The following is a 21,019-nucleotide window of genomic DNA, read 5'->3' on the forward strand; positions in this document are numbered from 1 at the left end:
ACAAAAAAACGGCTTCCAGCTACTGCTGGTCGCCGTTTTTTCTTGTTTTGGGGCTGGCTTACTGCGACAGCCCCTTTTTATGCCAATAAGCACAGTTTCTAAAGCTATGTAAATAGCAATTATTTCACTGCTGCCAACGGAAAATGGACTTGAGTTAACAATTTGTCAGTTTATAATTTTTATTCTACATTGCAACTATTACTTAATTGTGATAATATTATTGCGCAATAGTGCTATTTTTTGACGATTAGTCAATTGGAGGAATAACTTTGGCGAGAACAATAGGAACTGTAGTACGCGGTATCAGGACTCCGGTTGTTAAAGAGGGCGATAACATCATTGATATAGTGGTATCCTCTGTTTTACAATCCTCACAAGAGGAAAACTATCAGCTTAAAGACGGAGACGTTATAGGTGTTACAGAATCATTGGTAGCACGCTCACAGGGCAATTACGTTTCTCTTACTGATATTGCCGATGATATTAATAGTAAATTTAAAGGTGATATAGCAGTTTTATTTCCCATTTTAAGCAGAAACCGATTTTCTTTGATTCTCAAAGGGATAGCCATGAGTGGGAAAAAGATCCACTTATTTCTCAATTATCCTTCTGACGAAGTGGGAAATCATTTAATTGATGTTGAATTAATGGATGATTTGGGAATTAATCCATATACCGATATGCTGACTGAGGAAAAATACCGTCAAATGTTCGGTAATAATGTTGCACATCCCTTTACTGGTATTGACTATGTTCAACTCTATAAAGATATTGCAGTAAATGGAAATATTCAAATATATCTTACTAATGATCCAAAAATAGCTTTAAACTATACGAAAGAAATTTTAGTTGCCAATATTCATGAAAGACACAGAACTAAACGAATGCTCAAAAAGGCGGGAGCCGATACTGTTTACGGACTTGACGACTTAATGACTCATTCAGTAAATGGCAGTGGCTTTAATGCTGACTATGGATTATTAGGATCAAACAAAGCAACTGAAGACAAAGTGAAGCTTTTTCCGAGAAACTGCAATGAAATTGTCGGGGAATTACAAAAGGCTTTTAAACAAAGCACGGGAAAACAAGTAGAAGTAATGATTTATGGCGACGGTGCTTTTAAAGATCCCCAAGGCAAAATATGGGAACTGGCCGATCCTGTAGTTTCTCCCGGCTATACTTCCGGCTTGTTCGGAACTCCTAATGAAATTAAGATTAAATATGTAGCCGATAATGAAATGAAAGCGCTTACCAGTGAAGCACTGACCCAGGCTATTAAAGATAAGATAAAGGATAAATCGCTTAATCTATGTGGCAAAGAGGAAGCTTTGGGTACTACGCCGAGGCAGTATACTGATTTATTGGGCAGTTTGTGTGATTTAACCAGCGGCAGTGGTGACAAAGGTACACCGGTCGTTCTGGTACAGGGGTATTTTGATAATTACGCGACAGAATAGTAACGTTAGAAAAGTGCCGTGTGCTTAAGAGGCCGCTGAAAAAGTCCTGTGATACAAAAAAGGTATAGTCCCTCAAGTAGTCTGACCCCCTAGTATGGGAAAAAGAGAAAAAAGCACCTCTTATGTCGTATGGGAAAACTATACAACATGAGAGGTGTATTTTTATGATAAAGAGGGTCCATTATTCTCCTGAGGTAAAATGGAAAGCTGTGAATATGAAATTAGCTGGTCACAGTACATGTGAAATTATGAAAGTTTTAGGGATCAAGAATGACACACAGATCGAAACTTGGATGAAGTGGTATAGACAAGGTGAGACTCATCGTTTCCATCAACCATTGGGAAAGCAATACACATATAACAAGGGAATCGATGAGTTATCAGAAGTTGAACGGTTAACACTCAGAATTAAGCAGCTGGAAATGCACAACGAAGTACTGGGAAAGTTAAATGGGATCTTAGGAAAACCACCAAAAGGCATCTCGTAGAGATTGTCGAGTCGCTTAAGAGTAAGTACTCCATTATGGAGTTGCTGACCTTTCTTGAGATCCCTAAAAGCAGTTACTATCGCTGGCGAAACAAGCCGAATGACACTAAAGAGAATGAGCTGATCGAACGAATAAAAGCAATTTGCAGTAAACACAAGCGGCGTTATGGCTATAGAAGAGTTACAGAGTGTTTAAGATATGAGTATCAATTAACAGTTAATCATAAGCGGGTGAGCCGCATTATGACCGAGCATGATCTTCGAGCACGAATTCGGCGCAAAAAATATGTACACTTCAAGCCATCTGAGATCGTCAAGAAGGCGGATCTAATCAAACGAAATTTCAAAGCAGATGAGCCCAATAGAAAGTGGTATACCGATGTTTCTACCATCCCCTTCGGCGAATCCAAGTTATATCTTTCCGCTATTATTGATGGCTTCAACAATGAGGTAATCAGCAGTGTAATTAGCCATTCACCTAATTTAGAGCTCGCTTTTGAAACAGTCAATCAGGCTATCCGAAGCCGAAGTATAGATAAGGTAATCCTTCATTCTGATCAAGGGGGATTATATACATCTCCAAAGTTTCAAGAGTTTGTAAAAAAGAAGAACATTATCCAAAGCATGTCCCAGGTAGGAGTATGCTATGATAATGTTCTAATCGAGTCATTCTTCTCACATTTGAAGACAGAGGCCTTCTACTCTCAAGATTTCAACGCTACCAACGAACAAATCATTGAGATGGTGGAAGAATACATTTATTATTATAACAATGAACGATTACAATTAAAACTAAATAAGCTGCCCCCGATAAAATATCGAGAGCAGCTACATACGGCATAGCTTTTTTCAGGGGTTCCCACTTCGTGGGTTCAGACTAAAAGAAACAGAGGAGGCTGTACCTTTTTTCCTGTATAATTAAGGTATGAAAGAAAGCAGGTGAGTCACATGATTCAACAACAACAATCCCTGGTATTAAGTCCCTATATAGAACTATATGACTTGATTATTCCCAAGGATAATATGCTGCGGCAAATCAATGAGCTTGTCGATTTCACCTTTGTATATGATGAATTGAAAGAGCGCTATTGTCTGGATAACGGCAGAAATGCGATTGACCCGATTCGGATGTTTAAATATTTGCTGCTCAAAGTGATCTTCGAGCTGTCTGACATTGACATCGTCGAACGGTCCAAATACGATATGTCCTTCAAATATTTTCTCCAGATGGCACCAGAAGATCAAGTGATTGATCCAAGTTCTCTAACAAAATTCCGGAAGATGCGGTTAAAGGATATGAATTTGCTTGATATGCTCATACACAAAACTGTTGAAATCGCAATCGAAAAGGGAATTATCAAGAGTAAATCAATCATTGTTGATGCAACCCATACAGAAGCCCGTTATAATCAGAAATCCCCTATAGAAATCTTACAGAGCCGTTCCCGAAAACTGAGAAAAGCCGTCTACAAAGTCGACGAATCTTTGAAAGCGAAGTTCCCGACGAAAAACACTAGCGGTATGCTCGAAGAGGAAATTGCCTACTGCCAAAACCTACTTGATGTTATTGAATCGGAATGCGGTGTTTGTGAGCTTCCAAAAATAAAAGAACCTCTCAACCTGCTCAAAGAAACGGTAACCGAAGACCTTAAGCAGTTGCAACTCTCAGAAGACAAGGATGCAAAAGTTGGTCATAAGAGTGCAGATACCTCATTTTTTGGATATAAAACGCATCTTGCCATGACCGAGGAACGAATTATTACGGCAGCCGTTGTCACGACGGGAGAAAAAAATGACGGCAAGCAACTACAAGAGCTTATAAAAAAAAGCAAGGCAGCCGGTATGGAAGTCAAAACGGTCATCGGAGATACGGCATACTCTGAAAAAGATAACATAACGTACACCAAGGATAATACCATTGAACTCATATCCAAGCTCAATCCCCTCATAACGCAAGGGAACCGGAAGAAAGAAGACGAATTCCAATTCAATAAGGATGCGGGTATGTATGTGTGCAGGGCTGGCCAGATGGCAATCCGTAAAGCGCGGCAAGGCAAGAAAGGCGTTGGTACAAACCAAGTTGATACGTACTATTTCGATATTGGGCTTTGCAAGCAATGCCCTTTCAAAGAAGGGTGCTACAAAGAGGGAGCAAAAAGTAAAACGTACTCAGTGAGTATCAAATCTGGTGAGCACACCGAACAAATAGCCTTCCAAGATAGCGAGTACTTTAAGGAAAAGACGAAGGAACGCTACAAGATTGAAGCAAAGAACAGCGAACTCAAACACCGGCACGGGTATGACGTGGCGTCATATTCGGGTCTTGTTGGCATGGAGTTACAAGGGGCGATGGCGATCTTTGCTGTGAATATAAAGAGGATATTGAAATTGATATAGTAAGAGATACGTCATAAAAAGTCTTCCCCCATAGCAAAAGACGACCTTATCCCGAGTGGGGAACAAGGTCGTCTTCTGGTTTTCGTACTCTTTAGATTCGTTCCGCCAAAGCTACAAGTTCTTCAGCGGCCTCTGTGCTTAACACGGCCTTTTTTCTTTTAGTCAATGATTATCTTTCTTGATACTCTCATTATCATCATATTTTTGTATATTTTTGTGTTTGGCGGAGAGAATAAAATTTTGTATGATAAAGACAGCAATTTTTTTAGGTGGGGGTGCCTCGGCAGCCGAAGGCGCACCTGTACAAAATCTGTTATTTAAAAAATATTTCAAAAGTCTTCGTGCTGAAAGTAATTATAGTGACTGCAAGCGCGTGAGTGAACTTAGCTCGTATTTTAAAGAAATGTTTTTTATTGATGTGCTTCATGATGATTTGGATGCTATTCAGTTTCCAACCTTTGAAGAAGCTATTGGCCTGTTAGATTTGGCTGTTCGTAAACGACAGTCGTTTATGGATTTTGATTTGGAGAACCTTGCACAAAGCTGTAATCGGATTGGCTTTATCAGGCAGTATCTGGTGTTGTTAATGGCTGAGGTACTTGAAGATAAAACGTCTGTCGTGAAAGGGCTCCATCGCGCTTTGGCGGAAAGTCTGAGTTCCAATGGGCTTCTGACCGATATGGTGTTCCTATCGACCAATTATGATATTTTGATTGATCAGGCTTTAGCTTCCAGGGATGACATTGCTTTAGATTATGGAGTAGACTTTACCAATTATGCAAGTCCGGCTTATTCTCCGGATAATAACAAGCTCATTGTTCAGCTCTATAAGGTGCATGGGTCGCTTAACTGGTTTTATTGTCCAACTTGCAGTTCATTGCGGTTAATCAAGTGTCAGCAGGGGGTCTTTAACTGGTTAACAGACCCTGCGCAGGTACGGTGCAGACGTTGTCAATCAATGGAAACTCCTGTCATTGTGCCGCCTACATTTTTCAAAGATATGTCTAATAGTTTTTTAACTATGGTTTGGCACAAAACCGAAACAACCCTAAGGGATATTGGACACCTTATTTTTTGCGGTTATTCATTTCCAGATGCAGATATGCATGTTAAATATCTGTTAAAACGGATTCAAACCAACCGTGCCGGCAGGCTGAAGATAACGGTAATTAACAATTATCCTTGCAGGAAAGCAGCAAGGAGGCTGGAGGAAGAAGAACGCTATAAGAGGTTTTTGGGTACCCATGTCCATTTCGCTAAAAAAACCTTCGAAGAATTTTGCCGGCAACCGGAGACCTTTATATAAAGTTATCTGGTTGCCGACAGGAAGATAAACAAATAGCCGCCAATTTGGCGGCTATTTGTTTATCCCAACAGAGCAGGATTTTTCTTTATTTTGCTTGGTTAAAGGCTAATAAAAGAATATGGTTGCCGTGCTTACTGGTAAAGTCTTTTTCGAACTTTTTGATAGTATCCAGTTCTTCTGTAGACAAAGTCGCAAAGTTGATTTTGTCAGCGTGCATTGTAGGACTCCTTTCTATAATCGGCTTACTATTAATTTTGCCAATTATAGAATTTATATGCCGGAATCTACAAGCGGCCGCTGCAGTTTAGAACATTGCGGATTTTATGTTTGACCATGCCTTTAATGGCTTCGCGGGCTGGTTTCAGATATTGCCGGGGGTCAAAGTCAGATGGATTATTGGCAAAATGTTCTCTGACAGAAGCAGTCATAGCCAGACGGAGGTCGGTATCAATATTAATCTTGCAGACACCCATTTTACCAGCTCTGAGCAGCATATCTTCGGGAACGCCTTGGGCGCCTTTGATTTGGCCGCCAAATTGGTTGCATTTATCCACAAACTCAGGTAGTACAGTAGAAGCACCATGCAATACCAGCGGGAAGTTGGGCAACAGTTTGGAAATGGTTTCAAGACGGTCAAAATCAAGTTTGCATTCACCTTTAAATTTATAAGCGCCATGACTGGTGCCGATAGCAATTGCCAGGGAATCTACTCCTGTACGCTCCACAAACTCTACGGCTTGATCAGGGTCGGTATATGTAGCATCTTTGGCACTGACATTAACGGCGTCCTCGATACCGGCAAGACGACCAAGCTCGGCTTCAACGACAACACCGCGCTCATGGGCATAGTCTACAACTTTTTTAGTAAGTGCAATATTTTCTTCAAACGGGAGTTTGGAGCCGTCTATCATAACTGAACTGAAGCCGCCGTCAATGCAAGATTTGCAGATTTCAAAATCCTCGCCATGATCCAGATGCAAACAGATCGGCAGGTTAGAATCTTCCAGGGCCGCCTCGACCAGTTTAATTAAATAGATGTGTTTGGCATATTTACGAGCGCCGGCAGATACCTGAAGGATGAGCGGTGCCTGCTCTTCCTTGGCGGCCTCAACAATGCCCTGAATAATTTCCATGTTATTGACGTTAAATGCGCCAACAGCATATTGGCCTGCATAAGCCTTTTTGAACATCTCCTGTGAAGTTACTAATGGCATGGAAATCCCTCCTATGTTTTCCTAAGAACCAGATATATTATAGCATATTTCAAATACATTATAGCATATTTAGATATTATTTCCCAAGTTTGCTGATAAGATTAATTAGATCATCCGGCAAAGAACTAGTCAAGTCAAGCTGCTGTTTGGTAACCGGATGTGGCAGAATCAGCCTGGCTGCATGCAGAGCCTGGCGATTAATCTGATCAACAGGACCACCGTAGAGGTCATCTCCCTGCAGCGGACAGCCGATATACTGCAGGTGAACCCGTATCTGGTGGGTGCGTCCTGTTTCCAGCAGGATTTCAAGCAAACTGGCATGTTTGAAGTTTTCCAGAACGCGATAACGGGTAAGGGCGTGCTGACCGTCGGGACGAACCTCTCGTTCAATAATACTGTCAGTTTTACGGCCAATCGGGGCATCAATTACTCCGCAGGCAGGAGTCGGAATGCCGGTAGCGACCGCCAGGTACTGTTTAACGATATATTGTTGATTTTGATTAAGACAGTGCTGAATATCGGGACGCTTGGCAATAAGTATCAGGCCTGAGGTATTACGGTCAAGGCGGTTGACAGGGTGGAAGCCGCAGGAGTAGTGCTGCAGGCTATAGTAATGCATAATTGCATTGCCTAATGTACCGGAACGCTCTCCGGTTGCCGGATGTACCAGCATGCCTGCCGGTTTATTAGCTGCCAGCAGCCATTCATCCTCATAGATAATTGAAAGCGGCAGGTTTTCGGCAATAATGGACGAGGTTTCCGGCCAAGTGACAGTAATGGTGTCTCCGGGATAAACCGTGTCGGAGACTGCCGCTGGCTGGCCGTTAATGGCAAGGGTTCCATTTGTTTTTATCTTACGCCATAATGTTAGCGAGAGTCCGGCCTGCCGCCGTAAAAAATCCTTTAGCGGCAGGGCAGAACAGGTTAGTGGGACAGTAAAATCAGGCATAGTCACTCCTGGGATGCTGAATATATATTAAGTATAGCCTATTATTCGCAATACTAGAATAAAAATCCTCTAAAAGCAAGAAAACACAGCTTGCGCTAAGTTTGGCAAGCTGTGTTTTCTTATGCATAAAAAATATAGGAGGCAAGCCGCCTCCCTGCAAACATGAAAGTCTCAGAACATATTTTGCACCATGCTTATCATCATGGCTATGTGCTCGCGCTCTGTTGCTATGGATTCTTTAATATAATCGCCCATTGGATTTGCTCTTAGCCCATAGTAGTAGGTAAACCGGCGATGCCGCCGGATAAGCCCTAAGAGGAGTGCCAGAAGCAATAGGCGACTGCCCAAAAATTGCCGCTCAGTGTCTGCCTGCTCGTTGTCGCGCATTTTAAAACTGTATTTTTTCGTTATGGCTGCCAAATTATCGTCATGCATACATATCATGTGTAAAGTGTCCAAATAGCCTTCCCAATGGTTTTCGGCCATAGTGATAAGTGTATCGCGCATGCCGTCGCTGGCATGTTCTGACGCCTCTACGGCTGTATACATAAGCTCAAGCTGCTCAATAGCTTCCTGATGTAATAGTATCATGTGCGCCGGGTCAACGGCTAACGGCCGACGGCTGAATATTTTCTTCATCGGGACATCAGCTCCTCTGCCAAGGCATTAACGAAGTTTATCTGCGACCGCCTTTGAAGGGAGCGATAAAGCGAATCATCTTGATTGGTACATGCAGTGAAATGGAGCGCCGGCAAAAGCTACTGTTAACTATGATGTAATCGCAGCCTACATAGCAAATGGTGCCGCAGAATGTGGAACCTTTACGGTCAATCATAGCGTCGGTGCCGAGGAGAACTTCATCGCCTAAAAAGCAGAGCAGGCGGTCTTTGAAGTTATCCCGCTGCATTTTATACGCCATAGGGTCTTCCATGAATTGGTCATCACAGCACATCATGTCTTTATCCGGATAATCACAACACATTCCGGCTTCCGGACCATACCAATGAGGATATCTGGTTTCCATAAATATCAATGACCTCCTTTATTTACCTTAAGAAAAATAATGATGATTTTTATATATTCTCTTTCTACTTCAGCATATGAAGTTCAAAAACATAATGTTACAGCCGTCAACAATTTAAGAGTTGAATTATAATTAGGACTCTAGTACTAGTGGCTGGCGATGAAAACAGGCAGGAAAAAAGCGGTATGTGACGAATATATAAGCTATCTTTAAATATAAGTAGGTGAATCTTGGCTCAATGGAGTTTATGAAAAATAGTAATATTATTCTCATGGGTTTTTTAGTATGGGTGATTATTGCGCCGCGCGCGAGTAGTCCGCGATATGGCGAACTATTTTTAGCCTATATGGCAGCACTGTTATTCAGTCTTATCGGCAGTTCAGAGCTTATGATGACAAAGCCGGTCGCCTTTTTCTTTACCTTAGGCGGAGTACTGGCTTTTTGTTATGTTGTAGCACGCAAAACTGTTAGAATAACTATTCGAAAGTAAGGAGGATTTTTTATGTCTTCTAATCCTGATAAAAAGTCAGCCCGGGTACGACGGGATAATAAACCTAACGAACGAGCTGAAGTCAGGTATTTCAAGGGTGAAGAGCAATTTGAACGCTGGCGTAAAGAGTTTGTTCAGCATCAGGACTATGAGCTTAAGTTAGCCGCTGTCAGCAAAGTTACCTATAGCCCGGTGGATTTTGAATCGTTACTGGTGACTGAGCCTTTTCCCGAGCTGAAGTTAACTGATTATAGTTATCTAGTCGACAAAGCTGCAAGTAATATGGAAGGTAAATATGTTTACCCTGTTGCTGCCAGAATCGCGGCCATTGTCTGTTTGGTCGGTGTATTGGCAATACTTTTTAGCCCTATGACTCTTTTAATCACGGCTGCGTTTGGAGTTGCGGTCGCAGTATCTCTGCATTTTACTATAAAGGACAGGGAAGAGGCTATAAAGAAGGCCAAACTTGAGGCTATGGAAGAAATCGGCGGGCGCAATGCCCAGGAACGTCTGGCTTACGAAGAAGCCAGACGTCAATATGAAGAAAAAGAGGAGTCACGAATCACGCTCATCAACCAATTGATGGCCGGGGAAGCTGCTGCCGTTCGCTCCCGGGTGGACGAGGTGCTCAACCAAGTAAAACTGCCGGTAGTTGTTGAAGTTGAGATTGATTTTTACAGGAATATTCCGCTGGCGAAGGTATACCTGCCAACCAAAGGCGTTATTCCCAAACAACTTTGCGAGATTTTACCGACAGGCCGTCTTCAGTATCAGGATAAAGATACCCGGGTGTTTAACAAACAATATTTTGAACTTAGTGCGGCCATTATCTTACAGATTGCATCGACAATTTTGGCCCATATACCCTCCTTTCAAGAGGTATATGCTGCCGGCATTGTTAAAAACGAATTTAGTGATGATTGTGTAATTGCTGTAAAAATTCACCGAGATAAGATTGACTGCATCAACCGGGCAGCTAATGCCATTGCTGCCATACAAGCATTTGATGCCGTATACGAATGTGATACTTCGTTAGCGCTCTATCCTATAGATATGTTGTATCCGCCTGAATGGGAAGGGGTCGACAAGCAGCAACTGAAAAGTTTGAAGGTGCGAATATTTAAATAATAATCCCGGATACTATAGCGGAAAGAAAAATTTTCACTATGTATTGAAAGTAACAGGAATTTAAATTTTTACTTAATAATAATTATTATTAAGTAAAAAATAAAATAATCTGGAGGGAAATATCTGATGAAAATTGCTGATTTAGTACAAAGTGCTGATTGGAAAGCTGAAAAACATGTGCCGGTAATCGATGCGCCAGCCCAAGCAAAAGCTGGGGAAAAAGTTACTGTAGAAGTTTGTGTAGGCAAAGAAATTGCTCATCCTAACACAACAGAGCACCATATTCGCTGGATAAAGCTTTACTTTAAACCTGATAACGGCAAATTTGCCTATGAAGTGGCAGCTTTCGAATTTGCCGCTCACGGTGAATCGGTGGAGGGCGCCAACAAAGGACCCGTTTATACCGAACCGTTTGGTAAGGCTGTTGTTAAATTAAATGTTTCCGGTACATTTGTTGCTGAAGCCTACTGTAATATTCATGGTTTATGGGAAGGGTCCAAGGCCATTTCTGTGGAAGAATAGTATATGATTTTTTGAAAGGTCAGAGAGGGTGACTCCTGACTTTTCTTTATTTTATTTTGATTTTGCCGGAGTGTTCAATTATTTAATTTCTTGTTATTTTTGTCCACAGGTAGAAGGATATTGTGTTTGTATGGAGAATATAAACTGCCATGCTGAATTACATGCTGTATAATAAAGGGGGATAGGCATGGCACTAATTGTAAAAAAATTTGGCGGAAGCTCAGTAGCTACACCAGAAAAAATTATGGCAGTTGCCAGGCGGGTATTGCAGGAAAAAAAGCCTGACGATAAAATTGTTGTTGTTGTGTCAGCAATGGGAGATACTACCGATGACTTGATAAGTTTGGCTAAGGCAGTTACAGATCAACCTGTTGCCAGAGAAATGGATATGCTGCTGGCAACAGGCGAGCAAGTATCTATTGCACTTTTAGCCATGGCATTTACCAAATTAGGACATGCGGCCGTGTCCATGACCGGTTTTCAAGCCGGCATAACCACCAATGAGGTTTTTAACAAGGCCAGGATTACCGGCATTGATCCTGCAAAGGTAGTTACTGAACTTAATGCCGGCAAGATTGTAGTGATTGCGGGTTTTCAAGGTTTGACAAAAGCCGGGGATATTACCACATTAGGACGGGGTGGTTCTGATACTACCGCCGTGGCAGTGGCCGCAGGATTAAAAGCTGACCATTGCGAAATTTACACTGATGTGGATGGCATTTATTCTACCGATCCCCGGATTGTTCCGACTGCCAGACGGATGAAGGAGATTACACATAACGAAATGCTTGAAATGGCTCGTCTAGGTGCCGGTGTAATGCATCCGCGTTCAGTGGAATTGGGTAAGCACTATGGCATGCCAATTCATGTTCGTTCCACCTTTACAAATGAATCAGGCACATTTATCAGGGAGGAATATACGATGGAAGAAAAAGAGTTTGTAATTCGTGGCGTAACCCATGACACCAATGTGGCTAAAATTGCCGTATTAGGAGTTCCCGACCGGCCAGGAATCGCCTATAAAATATTCTCTACTCTGGCTGATGCCAATGTTGATGTGGATATGATAGTACAAAGCGTACGCGTTATGGACAAACACATAATCGACATGGTGTTCACGATTGCTCAGGGAGATGTTTCCCAGGCCAGGCTTATTTTAGAGAAGCTTGCTGAAGAAATGGAATTCAGCGGTCTACTCATTGATGAAAATGTAGCTAAAGTGTCGGTAGTCGGCGCCGGCATGTTAGGCAACCCCGGTATTGCTGCCGCTACCTTTGGCGCATTGGCTGATGCCGGTATCAATATCGCGGTTATCAGCACTTCTGAAATCAGCATATCCTGTTTGATTGAAGAGGACAAAGCCAAACAAGCCGTTAATGCTATTCATGCCCGCTTCTTTCCCGCATAACACTGCAAAGTAATGAAAGCACCAGCCTCCGGCAAGAGGCTGGTGCTTGTTTTTATTCAAGCGCTTCTGATACAAAAATTACAATGTATCGATTGTGTAATACAGGCCAACCTATAAACAGGCACCAAAAATAAAAACAAATGGAGGTTTTGCGTAATGTCAAGGACGAGAAAACCAGTGAACCCTGCAGCGCAAAATGGCCTAGACCGTCTAAAGGAAGAAACGGCTGCCGAGCTTGGTCTTAAAGACTACAAAAACACCTACAAAGGCGCTCTGACTTCGGCCGATAACGGCCGGGTAGGGGGACATATGGTTCGCAAGATGATTCAAAGCCGCGAAACTCAATTTGGACAAGGAAGTGTACAGGCTACTAATGGGACTGCCACAGCTGCACATGACGTCAACCAAAAACCTTAAGCAGGCATAAGCCTGCTTTTTCTCTTCCTAACAGAAAGCATAACTTTCTTAAAAGCAGGATAAAGGCAACAGCGACTTCCGCTGCGACGCGCCTGGATGGCATAGCAATTCGGCCCGCCAAAGGCTCGGTGTAAGCCGTGTTTTCTTTATAAAAAAACTCTTTTTTGCCAAATTTTAAACAGGAAATATAATGGTATAACCAGAATAAGTATATAATAGGTTTAAATCCGTACGTTTTGAATTTTATTTGGGCCTATTTGAAGAAGGAGTGCATTGTGTGAAAACGGCATTAATAAAACATTTATCCAGCCATGTCGGTGAACAAGTAACTGTGCAGGGCTGGGTGTACAATCAGCGCTCTTCCGGAAAAATTACTTTTGTTATTCTCCGGGATGGTTCTGGACTGATGCAGGGAGTTGCCGTTAAGCAGGAAGTGGGTGAAACGCTTTTTGGCGAAGCCAAAAAACTTACTCAGGAAAGTGCTGTCAAATTAACGGGAATTATCCGCGAGGAGCCGCGTTCGGTGGGCGGTTACGAAATGCAAGTCACCGGTCTGGAGATAGTCAGCATTGCTGAGGACTATCCTATTACCCATAAAGAGCATGGAGTGGATTTTCTGGCTGAACACCGCCATTTGTGGATTCGTACGCCACGCCAGGCTGCCGTATTACGTATCCGCTCAGAAATTGAACATGCACTGAGAAACTTTTTTTATGAGCGTGACTTTGTCCTGGCCGACGCGCCGATTATTACGCCGGCGGCTTGTGAAGGCACGACCAACTTGTTTGAGATTGACTATCATGGTGAAAAAGGCTATTTATCACAAAGCGGTCAGCTTTATAATGAAGCAAACGCCATGGCTTTGGGACGCATATATTGTTTTGGTCCCACTTTCCGGGCGGAAAAATCCAAAACCCGCCGGCATTTGCTGGAGTTTTGGATGATTGAGGCAGAAATGGCTTATTTCGACCTGGATGCCAACATAGAGCTCCAGGAAGAAATGATTTGTTATGTTGTCCAGCGTGTCCTTAACAAATGTCAAAATGAGCTGAAAACCTTAGAACGCGATATAGAAAAGCTGAAAGCTATCAAACCGCCGTTCCCGCGCATTAGCTACACTGAGGCTGTGGAGCTGTTAAAGCAGGCGGGTGAAGAGTTTACCTGGGGCGATGATTTTGGTGCACCGCATGAGACCATTATTTCCAACCACTTTAACGCACCGGTATTTGTACATCGTTATCCGGCAGCAATTAAAGCTTTCTATATGAAACCCGATCCTGATAATCACCAAGTGGTTTTAGGCGCCGATCTCCTGGCCCCTGAAGGCTATGGAGAAATCATTGGCGGCGGTCAGCGCATTGATGATTTGGCATTATTGGAGCAGCGTATTGCGGAGCACAAACTGCCCCAAACTGCATTTGAGTGGTATCTGGACTTGCGCCGGTTTGGCACTGTGCCACATTCCGGCTTTGGTTTGGGGCTTGAACGCACGGTAGCTTGGCTGTGTGGTTTGGAGCACATACGCGAGACGATACCTTTCCCGCGCATGCTTCATAAAATGTATCCGTGAGACTGCAGCTAAACAATAAAAAACAGAGGATAATTTAAAAACAAAGTATATATAGGGGGAGATAATATGACAGTAAGTATTGCCGCAACACATGCGAGAGGTAAATTTGCTACAGACAAAATTTTCGGAGCGGCCGCTGCCGCTAATAAGGATGTTGCCCAATATGGCAAAGCAATGGTGGTAAATGCCACTATTGGTGCAATTTTAGATGACAATGAGGCATTGGTTTGTCTGCCTACTGTGGAAAAAGTATACCGTAGCCTGCCAATAACTGAAGTAATCAACTATGCGCCTATTGCCGGCCTGCCTGAGTTTTTGGATGCAGCAACAGCGTTAGCCTTTGCCGATAACCGTCCTGATGCTTACACCGAGGCGGTAGCCACTTCCGGCGGTTCGGGCGTACTTCATCATACAATTGCCAACTATACCGAGCTTGGTGATACTTTGCTTACTTCTGACTGGTATTGGGGCCCATACAAAGTATTGTGTGAAGATGCGCTGCGCAAGCTGGATACATACACCCTGTTTGACGAGAACCAAAACTTTAATATTAAGTCATTTGAAAGCAAAGTTACCGAACTCTTAGCCAAACAAAACAATTTGGTGACCATAATCAATACTCCGGCTCATAATCCGACCGGTTACAGTTTGGCAGATAACGAATGGGACGGCGTATTGGAGGTAGCCAAGGCGGCAGCAAAAGATCAATCAAAACGGCTTGTCCTTTTGGTGGATATTGCATATCTTGACTATGCGGGTGAAAAAAACGAATGCCGTGCCTTCATGAAAAAATTCAGTAACCTTCCTGATAATATTCTCGTTATTTTAGCCTTCAGCATGTCTAAAGGCTATACGATGTATGGTCAGCGTACCGGAGCCATGATTGGCATTTCTCAAAGCAAAGATGTAATCAAGGAATTTGCTGATATTAACCAATTCACCAGTCGGGCGACCTGGTCTAATATCAACCGCGGCTGCATGCGCCTGTTATCCACTATTTACAACGATAAGGCCATTCTAGCTCAGGTGGAGAAAGAGCGCAGCGAATATTATGCAATGATTCGTGAACGTTCGGAAATTTTTGTCCGTGAGGCTAAAGCCGCTAACCTTCATATGCTGCCCTATATCGCAGGTTTCTTCCTGACTATTCCTTCCAATAATCCTGAAGCGGTATGTGATAAATTGCATGAGGATCACATTTTTGCCGTACCACTGGCTAAAGGTGTTCGCGTAGCCGTATGCGCTGTACCATCTGCCAAAATTACCGGCATGGCTGCTAAAATGGCTCAGGCCATGGCAGTGGTTGAAAAGTAACACCTAAAACCAAAAGCAAGATTGCTTCGCGTTAGCGCAGCAATCTTTTTTTTTCACCAGGTCACCTCTTATTACATAAAATATAATATACTTTTGAGAAATGTAGATGAGGTGAGAAAATGGCTGACAATTTAGCGATTGCTTATCTTCGGGGAGGGCCGCTTGCGCCTGAAATTAAAGGAGAGGTAACTTTCCGCAGTGTACGAGGCGGTACCAAGGTCACTGTTGAGGTTTGGGGCTTACCCCGCTATCAGCCGGCAAGTAACGGAAAACAGCCGGTCGGACCTCATGGTTTTCATCTTCATGAACGGGGAACTTGCAAAGTGGGAGATCCGGATGATCCTTTTATGGCAGCCGGCGGACACTGGAATCCTGGTAATCAGCCGCATGGCAACCATGCCGGTGATTTTCCTGTACTTTTTTCAAACAAGGGATTTGCCTATATGTCCTTTTTTACCGATAAATTTACCGTTTCCGAAGTTATTGGCAAGGCGGTTATTATTCATGAAAGTCCTGATGATTATCGAACCCAGCCGTCAGGTAATTCTGGACGACGGCTGGCCTGCGGGGTAATCAGAAGATGTCAGGATAGTTAATATAAGATTTTACCATTGTTTGAACACATCGGTGCGGGAAATACTAGTGCAAAGGAGGTCGATAGCTATGCTTTGCCATCAAAACAACTTAATGGGTGACTCCACACTTGCGTTTCCCCGCACCGGTTTTTGGATTGTGCACATTTTGGGAGGGTTATTTCTTATTTCGCTAGGTATGCGGCTGGTGGTAAGAAAAGCGCCTGTCCCCTTACTGGTTTACAGGTTGTTTAAAATGCTGCGGTAAAGATAAAGTGGAAAACCGCTAAAACAAGAGGTCAGCTTTTCCCGAGTGATCGGGAAAGCTGACCTCTTGCTTTTAGGAGAGAAATGATTATTTAAGCACCATCATTTCAGTAGCTTTTACCAGCGCAGTAACCTTATCTCCAGGAGCCAGCTTCAAATCTTCTACCGAATCGACAGTTATAGCGGCTACCAGTTCGGTGCCTTTATAATCCATAACAACCTTTGCCATCACAGAACCTTTAACCACTTCTTTTACTGTTGCCTCTAATTTGTTTCTGCCGCTGATTTTCATGATGTAATCAATCTCCTTTTTATTTTGAATTTACTTTATATAACAAATTATAACATGGAAAATTATGAAAAAAAACAGGAAAAGCAATAACACACAAGCATATCTTGTGTGTTATTGCGAAAATAATGCAGTTTTTAATTAACCAACAATAAGACGGAAAGTGGCTCTTTTGAGCAATGCAGGTAAGAATTACAAGTAAAAAAATATATACTGAATATTTAGAAATTTAGAAAGGAAAATGGAAACTAATGTAGAATGAATACATTAGAAAATATGTCAAAGGGGGGGTTATTAATGGCTGATACTTTGTACAAGTGCACAGAATGTGGTTTGATGCTTGAGGTAAAGGACGGAAAAAGGCCAGAAGTCTGTGAAAAATGCGGGGGCAAGGATATAGTGTCGATGCCCCAACAACCTGGGCAGTTTGGCTGTGTGAACAAGTAATGTAATATTGCTCTCGCGTAACCCTCTGTATTTAGGCAGAGGGTTATTTTTTTGTGCAGTACAGGCCTTTTCTAACTATTTCCCATAAGCTGACCGGTTTGGGACAAGTCATAACCGCCCATGCCGGCTACTTCGTTACGGAATACATCGGAACGGATAATGGCTAACAGTGCCTGGAAATGCGGTTTATCCGCATCCTCCCGGCGCAAGACAAGGTCGTAACGCTCTTTTTTTTGAAAAATGAAATCAATATCGCTGACTTGCAGGGCGGCTTTTTCAATGCCGATACCGACATCGGCTTCGCCTCTGGCCACACAACTGGCAACTGCCAGATGGCTCATTTCCTCCCGGGAGTAGCCGTTTATCTGACGGTAATCAATAGCCAGCACATGCAGCATTTCGTCAAGCAAAACCCTTGCGCCGGACCCGCGTTCCCGGTTGATGAGCGTTATATCAGGCCGGCTTAAGTCATGCCAATGGCTGATGTTTTTGGGATTGCCTTTGGCAACGTAAAAACCGGTATTGCGATAAGCCAGGTTGTAGACCACTGTACGGTGCCCTGGCAGAAACCGGCGTACATAAGGAGTATTATACGTGTCGGTATCGCTATCCCACAAATGGGCAGTAACGACATTAGCAGTCCCGCGATACAGGGATAACAGCCCGTCAATGCTGCCAGCATAATTGCGAAAACAACGGATATGGGGAAGTGCTCTTTCGAGATGCCGGGTTAGAATATCAAGGATAATGTCTTGCCCGCAGATAATAAAGCTGTCCGGTTCGGCGCCCGGGTCGTCTAATGGTGGCTGGGCAGCGCCCTTCCGGGACAATGCAGTTTTCTTTGATTTTTGGATATAGACTTCTAAATCCGGTGCTTCGACCCGGACTTTGCGGCCAATGTGATAGGCCGCAAGATCGCCCCGCTTAATCATTTCATAGACGGTGAAGCGAGAAATCTTCAGGATTTTGGCAACTTCTGCGGGGGTGTAGGACGTTGTGTCACTCATAATATGCACCTCTATAAAAAGTTATATTAATTGCTGGCAAGCTCTTGCCAATATCATACAACAAATAATATAATAACACCATAGAGGCTATGTTCGTTTTTGTTAGTTTATATTAGTTGAAATGAATTGCATTTGCATTTTTTATTTTAAACGGTAAGCCAAGTCTTCGATTTTTCGATGATATTAATTAAAGAAGAGTATGGTAGTATCTACTGTTTTAGGTATAGTTCGGTTATGTTAGTTGTTTTTTGCCTGAAAGGGGGTAAGGTATTTGTTTGATTCATTGACAGCCGGGCTGAATGAAGACTGTCCGTATGGGGATATAACGACAGAATTGCTTGGGATCAGCGGATTGGGAAAATTTCGGTTCATATCACGGGAAGATGCTATCATATCCGGAACGCCGCGCCTTAAAGAGTTTTTTGAGAGCAAGAAACTCCAGGTCGTTGATTGCAAGGAAGCGGGGACCCCAGTAGCTAAAGGCGGAGTCATTATTGAAGCCCATGGTGAACTAACGACACTGTTTAAGTTATGGCGGATATGTCAAACGTACCTGACAGTGATGTCAGCTATTGCTACGCAAACTCATAAGCTTGTCAGTGCAGCCAGAGAAGTCAATCCCGATATTCAGATTGTGGTGGCTTGTCGCAAAGCTCATTTAGGAATGAGGCTGGATGAAATGCGGGCTATTCAGGATGGTGGTGCTATTTATCATCGCAATTCGCTAAGTGATACTATTTTGATAACACAGAACCACATGCGGATGCTGGACAGCCTGCCTGAAAAGTTGTATTCCATGCAGCATAAGATTGAGTTTGAACCCAGCAATCTAGAGGAAGCCTTCCGTTATGCTTCCTGCGTAGATGTTATGCTGCTTGATCATTTTGAAGCCGAAACGTTAAAACCGGTTGTGCAGGAGCTGCGGCAAATGAATCCTAAACTCCAAATAGGGGTGGCCGGAGGTATCACACTGGACACGGTGAAAAAATTCGCCGGGTTTGTTGATCTCATGGTACTTAGCTCTGTACTATATGCCTATCCGCTGGATTTTACCTGCCGGATAGAGCGAATCTAAGGGGGAAGAAAAGATGGGGAAAATGAGTACAAGACTGTTTGTTGTTTTGGCCCTGGCAGTAGCCGCTATTTTTAGCTTGGTTGGCTGTGGCGGCGAAAAACAAGCTCCACCGGCAGCGCAAGCACAGCCGGTAGAAATTAATGTATCGGCGGCAGTGAGTCTTAAGGATGCACTTGCGGAAATTCAAAAGAACTATGAGGCTAAAAACCCGAATGTTAAACTTGCTTACAACCTTGGGGCTTCCGGTGCCCTCCAGAAGCAAATCGAGCAGGGTGCGCCTGCAGATATTTTCATTTCAGCTGCTCCCAAACAGATGAACGAATTGGAAGAAAAAAATCTAGTCAACAAAGCCACCCGCAAAAATTTGGTTGAGAATAAACTGGTTGTTGTTGTGCCTAAAGAATCAAAGCTGAACATAACCAAATATGAAGACTTAACTCAGGACGGAGTGAAAAAGCTTGCGCTTGGTGAGACAGCCACAGTGCCTGCCGGTCAGTATGCCCAACAGGTATTACAAAAATTAGGATTGTGGGATGCAATAAAAGACCGGGTAGTTTTCACCAAAGATGTACGTACCGTATTGGCTTATACTGAAACAGGCAATGTAGAGGCCGGGATTGTATATAAGACAGATGCCATTTCCAGTGACAAAGTGAAAGTTGCAGCCGTTGCGCCGGAAGGAAGCCATCAGCCCATAGTTTATCCTGTGGCTGTAACCACCGGTACTAAACAGCAAAAAGCAGCCGAAGCTTTTGTTGAGTATCTGTTTAGTGCAGAAAGCAAAACGGTCTTTGAAAAACATGGCTTTACGATGGGCAAATAGCAGACAGCTTGTTTAAGGTAGTGCAAGGGGGGAGTTTACCATGAGAAGGAATGCTGCAGTTCATTTGCTGTTTGGACTGGTTGCAGTTTTGGCTGTTGCCGGAACCATCTGGGCTGTGGAGCCTGTGGCTCACAGGCCGGCTAAAGTTGCTGAACCGGTTGAAATTAATGTTTCTGCCGCGCTTGGCCTAAAAGATGCCTTACGGGAAATTCAAACAGAATATGAAGCAGCTAACGCAAATGTGAAGCTGGTGTTCAATCTTGGGCCTTCCGGAGTTTTGCAAAAGCAGCTGGAGCAGGGTGTTCCTGCCGACCTGTTCATTTCTGCCTCTATGAAGCAGATCAATGAGTTGCAAAGTAAAAACCTTGTAGTACCTTCTACCCGAAGAATACTGGTGAATGACAAATTGGTTTTGATCGTTCCGCAGAATTCACAGTTAGTAATTGAAAGTTTTGAGGATTTAAAAACAGTTACGCGATTTGGCATGGGCGAGCCGGCAACAGTGCCGGCTGGCCAATATGCCATGGAATTGCTTAAAGGCATTGATGTATGGGAAGCCGTTAAAGATAAAGCTGTCCAGGCTAAAGACGTTCGTACCATCATCTCCTATGTCGAAACAGGAAATGTTGATGCCGGTATTGCATTTTCGACGGTAGCAGCGCTGAGTGATAAAGTAAAAGTCGTCGTTGTTGCGCCTGATGGTTCGCATACGCCGGTTATGTTCCCGGCGGTAGCTATGGCTAATTCTAAGCATCCTAAAGAGGCGGCCGCCTTTTTAGACTATTTATGTGGTCCGCAAAGTGCAGCAATATTTCAGAAATACGGTTTTAGTTTTGTCGGCTCAGGCCAATAAGGT

The 21,019-nt window shown here is 43.3% G+C and carries 24 protein-coding genes; 17 read left to right on the plus strand and 7 right to left on the minus strand.

The features are described 5' to 3' along the window. Positions 1 to 269: 269 nt before the first annotated feature. The 5 genes from GT1_RS05560 to GT1_RS05580 all read left to right on the plus strand — a co-directional run bounded on the left by GT1_RS05560 (position 270) and on the right by GT1_RS05580 (position 5,647). The gene (locus GT1_RS05560) at positions 270 to 1,457 is read left to right on the plus strand and encodes a coenzyme F420-0:L-glutamate ligase (RefSeq protein WP_075758198.1); all 1,188 of its coding nucleotides are present in this window, start codon (positions 270 to 272) and stop codon (positions 1,455 to 1,457) included. 164 nt (positions 1,458 to 1,621) lie between these two features. After that, the gene (locus GT1_RS05565; protein ID WP_188397923.1) at positions 1,622 to 1,945 is read left to right on the plus strand and encodes a transposase; all 324 of its coding nucleotides are present in this window, start codon (positions 1,622 to 1,624) and stop codon (positions 1,943 to 1,945) included. 35 nt (positions 1,946 to 1,980) lie between these two features. Continuing rightward, a complete protein-coding gene (locus tag GT1_RS05570) occupies positions 1,981 to 2,787 on the plus strand; it encodes an IS3 family transposase (protein WP_255430408.1) in 807 nt (268 codons plus the stop codon). Between the two features lie 105 nt (positions 2,788 to 2,892). Then, positions 2,893 to 4,341 carry an IS1182 family transposase gene (locus GT1_RS05575; RefSeq protein WP_188397924.1) on the plus strand — a complete coding sequence of 483 codons (1,449 nt, stop codon included), beginning with the start codon at positions 2,893 to 2,895 and terminating at the stop codon, positions 4,339 to 4,341. 244 nt (positions 4,342 to 4,585) lie between these two features. Continuing rightward, positions 4,586 to 5,647, plus strand: a complete 1,062-nt coding sequence (locus GT1_RS05580; protein ID WP_223226075.1) for an SIR2 family protein — start codon at positions 4,586 to 4,588, stop codon at positions 5,645 to 5,647. An 85-nt stretch (positions 5,648 to 5,732) separates the two neighbouring features. On the opposite strand, the gene GT1_RS22500 is transcribed toward GT1_RS05580, so the two are convergent. The 5 genes from GT1_RS22500 to GT1_RS05600 all read right to left on the minus strand — a co-directional run bounded on the left by GT1_RS22500 (position 5,733) and on the right by GT1_RS05600 (position 8,834). Further along, positions 5,733 to 5,864, minus strand: a complete 132-nt coding sequence (locus GT1_RS22500) for a hypothetical protein (protein ID WP_255430409.1) — start codon at positions 5,862 to 5,864, stop codon at positions 5,733 to 5,735. Positions 5,865 to 5,931: 67 nt separating this feature from the next. Next, on the minus strand, positions 5,932 to 6,861 hold the full coding sequence (fba, locus tag GT1_RS05585) for a class II fructose-1,6-bisphosphate aldolase (protein WP_075758199.1): 930 nt from the start codon (positions 6,859 to 6,861) through the stop codon (positions 5,932 to 5,934). 76 nt (positions 6,862 to 6,937) lie between these two features. Next, on the minus strand, positions 6,938 to 7,810 hold the full coding sequence (locus tag GT1_RS05590; protein ID WP_188397925.1) for an RluA family pseudouridine synthase: 873 nt from the start codon (positions 7,808 to 7,810) through the stop codon (positions 6,938 to 6,940). 171 nt (positions 7,811 to 7,981) lie between these two features. Then, positions 7,982 to 8,449: a hypothetical protein gene (locus GT1_RS05595; RefSeq protein WP_075758201.1), complete on the minus strand. Its 468-nt coding sequence runs from the start codon at positions 8,447 to 8,449 to the stop codon at positions 7,982 to 7,984. A gap of 37 nt (positions 8,450 to 8,486) precedes the next feature. Then, positions 8,487 to 8,834 (minus strand): hypothetical protein, encoded by a 348-nt coding sequence (locus tag GT1_RS05600; RefSeq protein ID WP_075758202.1) that lies wholly within the window; start codon positions 8,832 to 8,834, stop codon positions 8,487 to 8,489. 247 nt (positions 8,835 to 9,081) lie between these two features. Between GT1_RS05600 and GT1_RS05605 the strand changes: the two genes are divergently transcribed. The 9 genes from GT1_RS05605 to GT1_RS05645 all read left to right on the plus strand — a co-directional run bounded on the left by GT1_RS05605 (position 9,082) and on the right by GT1_RS05645 (position 16,523). Further along, a complete protein-coding gene (locus tag GT1_RS05605; protein ID WP_223226076.1) occupies positions 9,082 to 9,324 on the plus strand; it encodes a hypothetical protein in 243 nt (80 codons plus the stop codon). Positions 9,325 to 9,336: 12 nt separating this feature from the next. Then, complete coding sequence (locus GT1_RS05610) at positions 9,337 to 10,452, plus strand: hypothetical protein (RefSeq protein WP_188397926.1); 1,116 nt, start codon at positions 9,337 to 9,339, stop codon at positions 10,450 to 10,452. Between the two features lie 126 nt (positions 10,453 to 10,578). Continuing rightward, the gene (locus GT1_RS05615; RefSeq protein WP_188397927.1) at positions 10,579 to 10,974 is read left to right on the plus strand and encodes a class II SORL domain-containing protein; all 396 of its coding nucleotides are present in this window, start codon (positions 10,579 to 10,581) and stop codon (positions 10,972 to 10,974) included. A 187-nt stretch (positions 10,975 to 11,161) separates the two neighbouring features. Continuing rightward, positions 11,162 to 12,382, plus strand: coding sequence for an aspartate kinase (locus GT1_RS05620; protein ID WP_075758206.1), 1,221 nt, complete (start codon positions 11,162 to 11,164; stop codon positions 12,380 to 12,382). A 156-nt stretch (positions 12,383 to 12,538) separates the two neighbouring features. Further along, positions 12,539 to 12,799, plus strand: coding sequence for an alpha/beta-type small acid-soluble spore protein (locus GT1_RS05625; RefSeq protein WP_075758207.1), 261 nt, complete (start codon positions 12,539 to 12,541; stop codon positions 12,797 to 12,799). Positions 12,800 to 13,076: 277 nt separating this feature from the next. After that, positions 13,077 to 14,369: an asparagine--tRNA ligase gene (asnS, locus tag GT1_RS05630; RefSeq protein ID WP_188397928.1), complete on the plus strand. Its 1,293-nt coding sequence runs from the start codon at positions 13,077 to 13,079 to the stop codon at positions 14,367 to 14,369. A gap of 66 nt (positions 14,370 to 14,435) precedes the next feature. Further along, a complete protein-coding gene (locus tag GT1_RS05635) occupies positions 14,436 to 15,683 on the plus strand; it encodes a pyridoxal phosphate-dependent aminotransferase (protein WP_075758209.1) in 1,248 nt (415 codons plus the stop codon). A 119-nt stretch (positions 15,684 to 15,802) separates the two neighbouring features. Then, complete coding sequence (locus GT1_RS05640) at positions 15,803 to 16,279, plus strand: superoxide dismutase family protein (protein ID WP_188397929.1); 477 nt, start codon at positions 15,803 to 15,805, stop codon at positions 16,277 to 16,279. Positions 16,280 to 16,346: 67 nt separating this feature from the next. Continuing rightward, positions 16,347 to 16,523, plus strand: coding sequence for a hypothetical protein (locus tag GT1_RS05645; RefSeq protein WP_188397930.1), 177 nt, complete (start codon positions 16,347 to 16,349; stop codon positions 16,521 to 16,523). A gap of 87 nt (positions 16,524 to 16,610) precedes the next feature. Here GT1_RS05645 and GT1_RS05650 read toward each other — a convergent pair whose 3' ends face one another. Together GT1_RS05650 and GT1_RS05655 are read right to left on the minus strand one after the other, a co-directional pair. After that, positions 16,611 to 16,814, minus strand: a complete 204-nt coding sequence (locus tag GT1_RS05650) for a molybdopterin-binding protein (RefSeq protein WP_075758211.1) — start codon at positions 16,812 to 16,814, stop codon at positions 16,611 to 16,613. Positions 16,815 to 17,329: 515 nt separating this feature from the next. Beyond that, positions 17,330 to 18,265 (minus strand): helix-turn-helix transcriptional regulator, encoded by a 936-nt coding sequence (locus tag GT1_RS05655; RefSeq protein ID WP_188397931.1) that lies wholly within the window; start codon positions 18,263 to 18,265, stop codon positions 17,330 to 17,332. Between the two features lie 271 nt (positions 18,266 to 18,536). Here GT1_RS05655 and GT1_RS05660 point away from each other — a divergent pair, with 271 nt between their 5' ends. Genes GT1_RS05660 through modA (GT1_RS05670) form a run of 3 tightly spaced genes read left to right on the plus strand, consistent with a single transcriptional unit; the run spans position 18,537 to position 21,016 of the window. Then, complete coding sequence (locus GT1_RS05660) at positions 18,537 to 19,340, plus strand: quinolinate phosphoribosyl transferase (RefSeq protein ID WP_188397932.1); 804 nt, start codon at positions 18,537 to 18,539, stop codon at positions 19,338 to 19,340. A gap of 13 nt (positions 19,341 to 19,353) precedes the next feature. Further along, positions 19,354 to 20,163 carry a molybdate ABC transporter substrate-binding protein gene (gene modA / locus GT1_RS05665; protein WP_223226077.1) on the plus strand — a complete coding sequence of 270 codons (810 nt, stop codon included), beginning with the start codon at positions 19,354 to 19,356 and terminating at the stop codon, positions 20,161 to 20,163. A gap of 40 nt (positions 20,164 to 20,203) precedes the next feature. Beyond that, positions 20,204 to 21,016, plus strand: a complete 813-nt coding sequence (gene modA / locus GT1_RS05670) for a molybdate ABC transporter substrate-binding protein (protein ID WP_188397933.1) — start codon at positions 20,204 to 20,206, stop codon at positions 21,014 to 21,016. Positions 21,017 to 21,019: the final 3 nt, after the last annotated feature.

The sequence above is a fragment of the Sporomusa sp. GT1 genome (assembly GCF_014634905.1).
GTDB classification, from domain to species: domain Bacteria; phylum Bacillota; class Negativicutes; order Sporomusales; family Sporomusaceae; genus Sporomusa; species Sporomusa sphaeroides.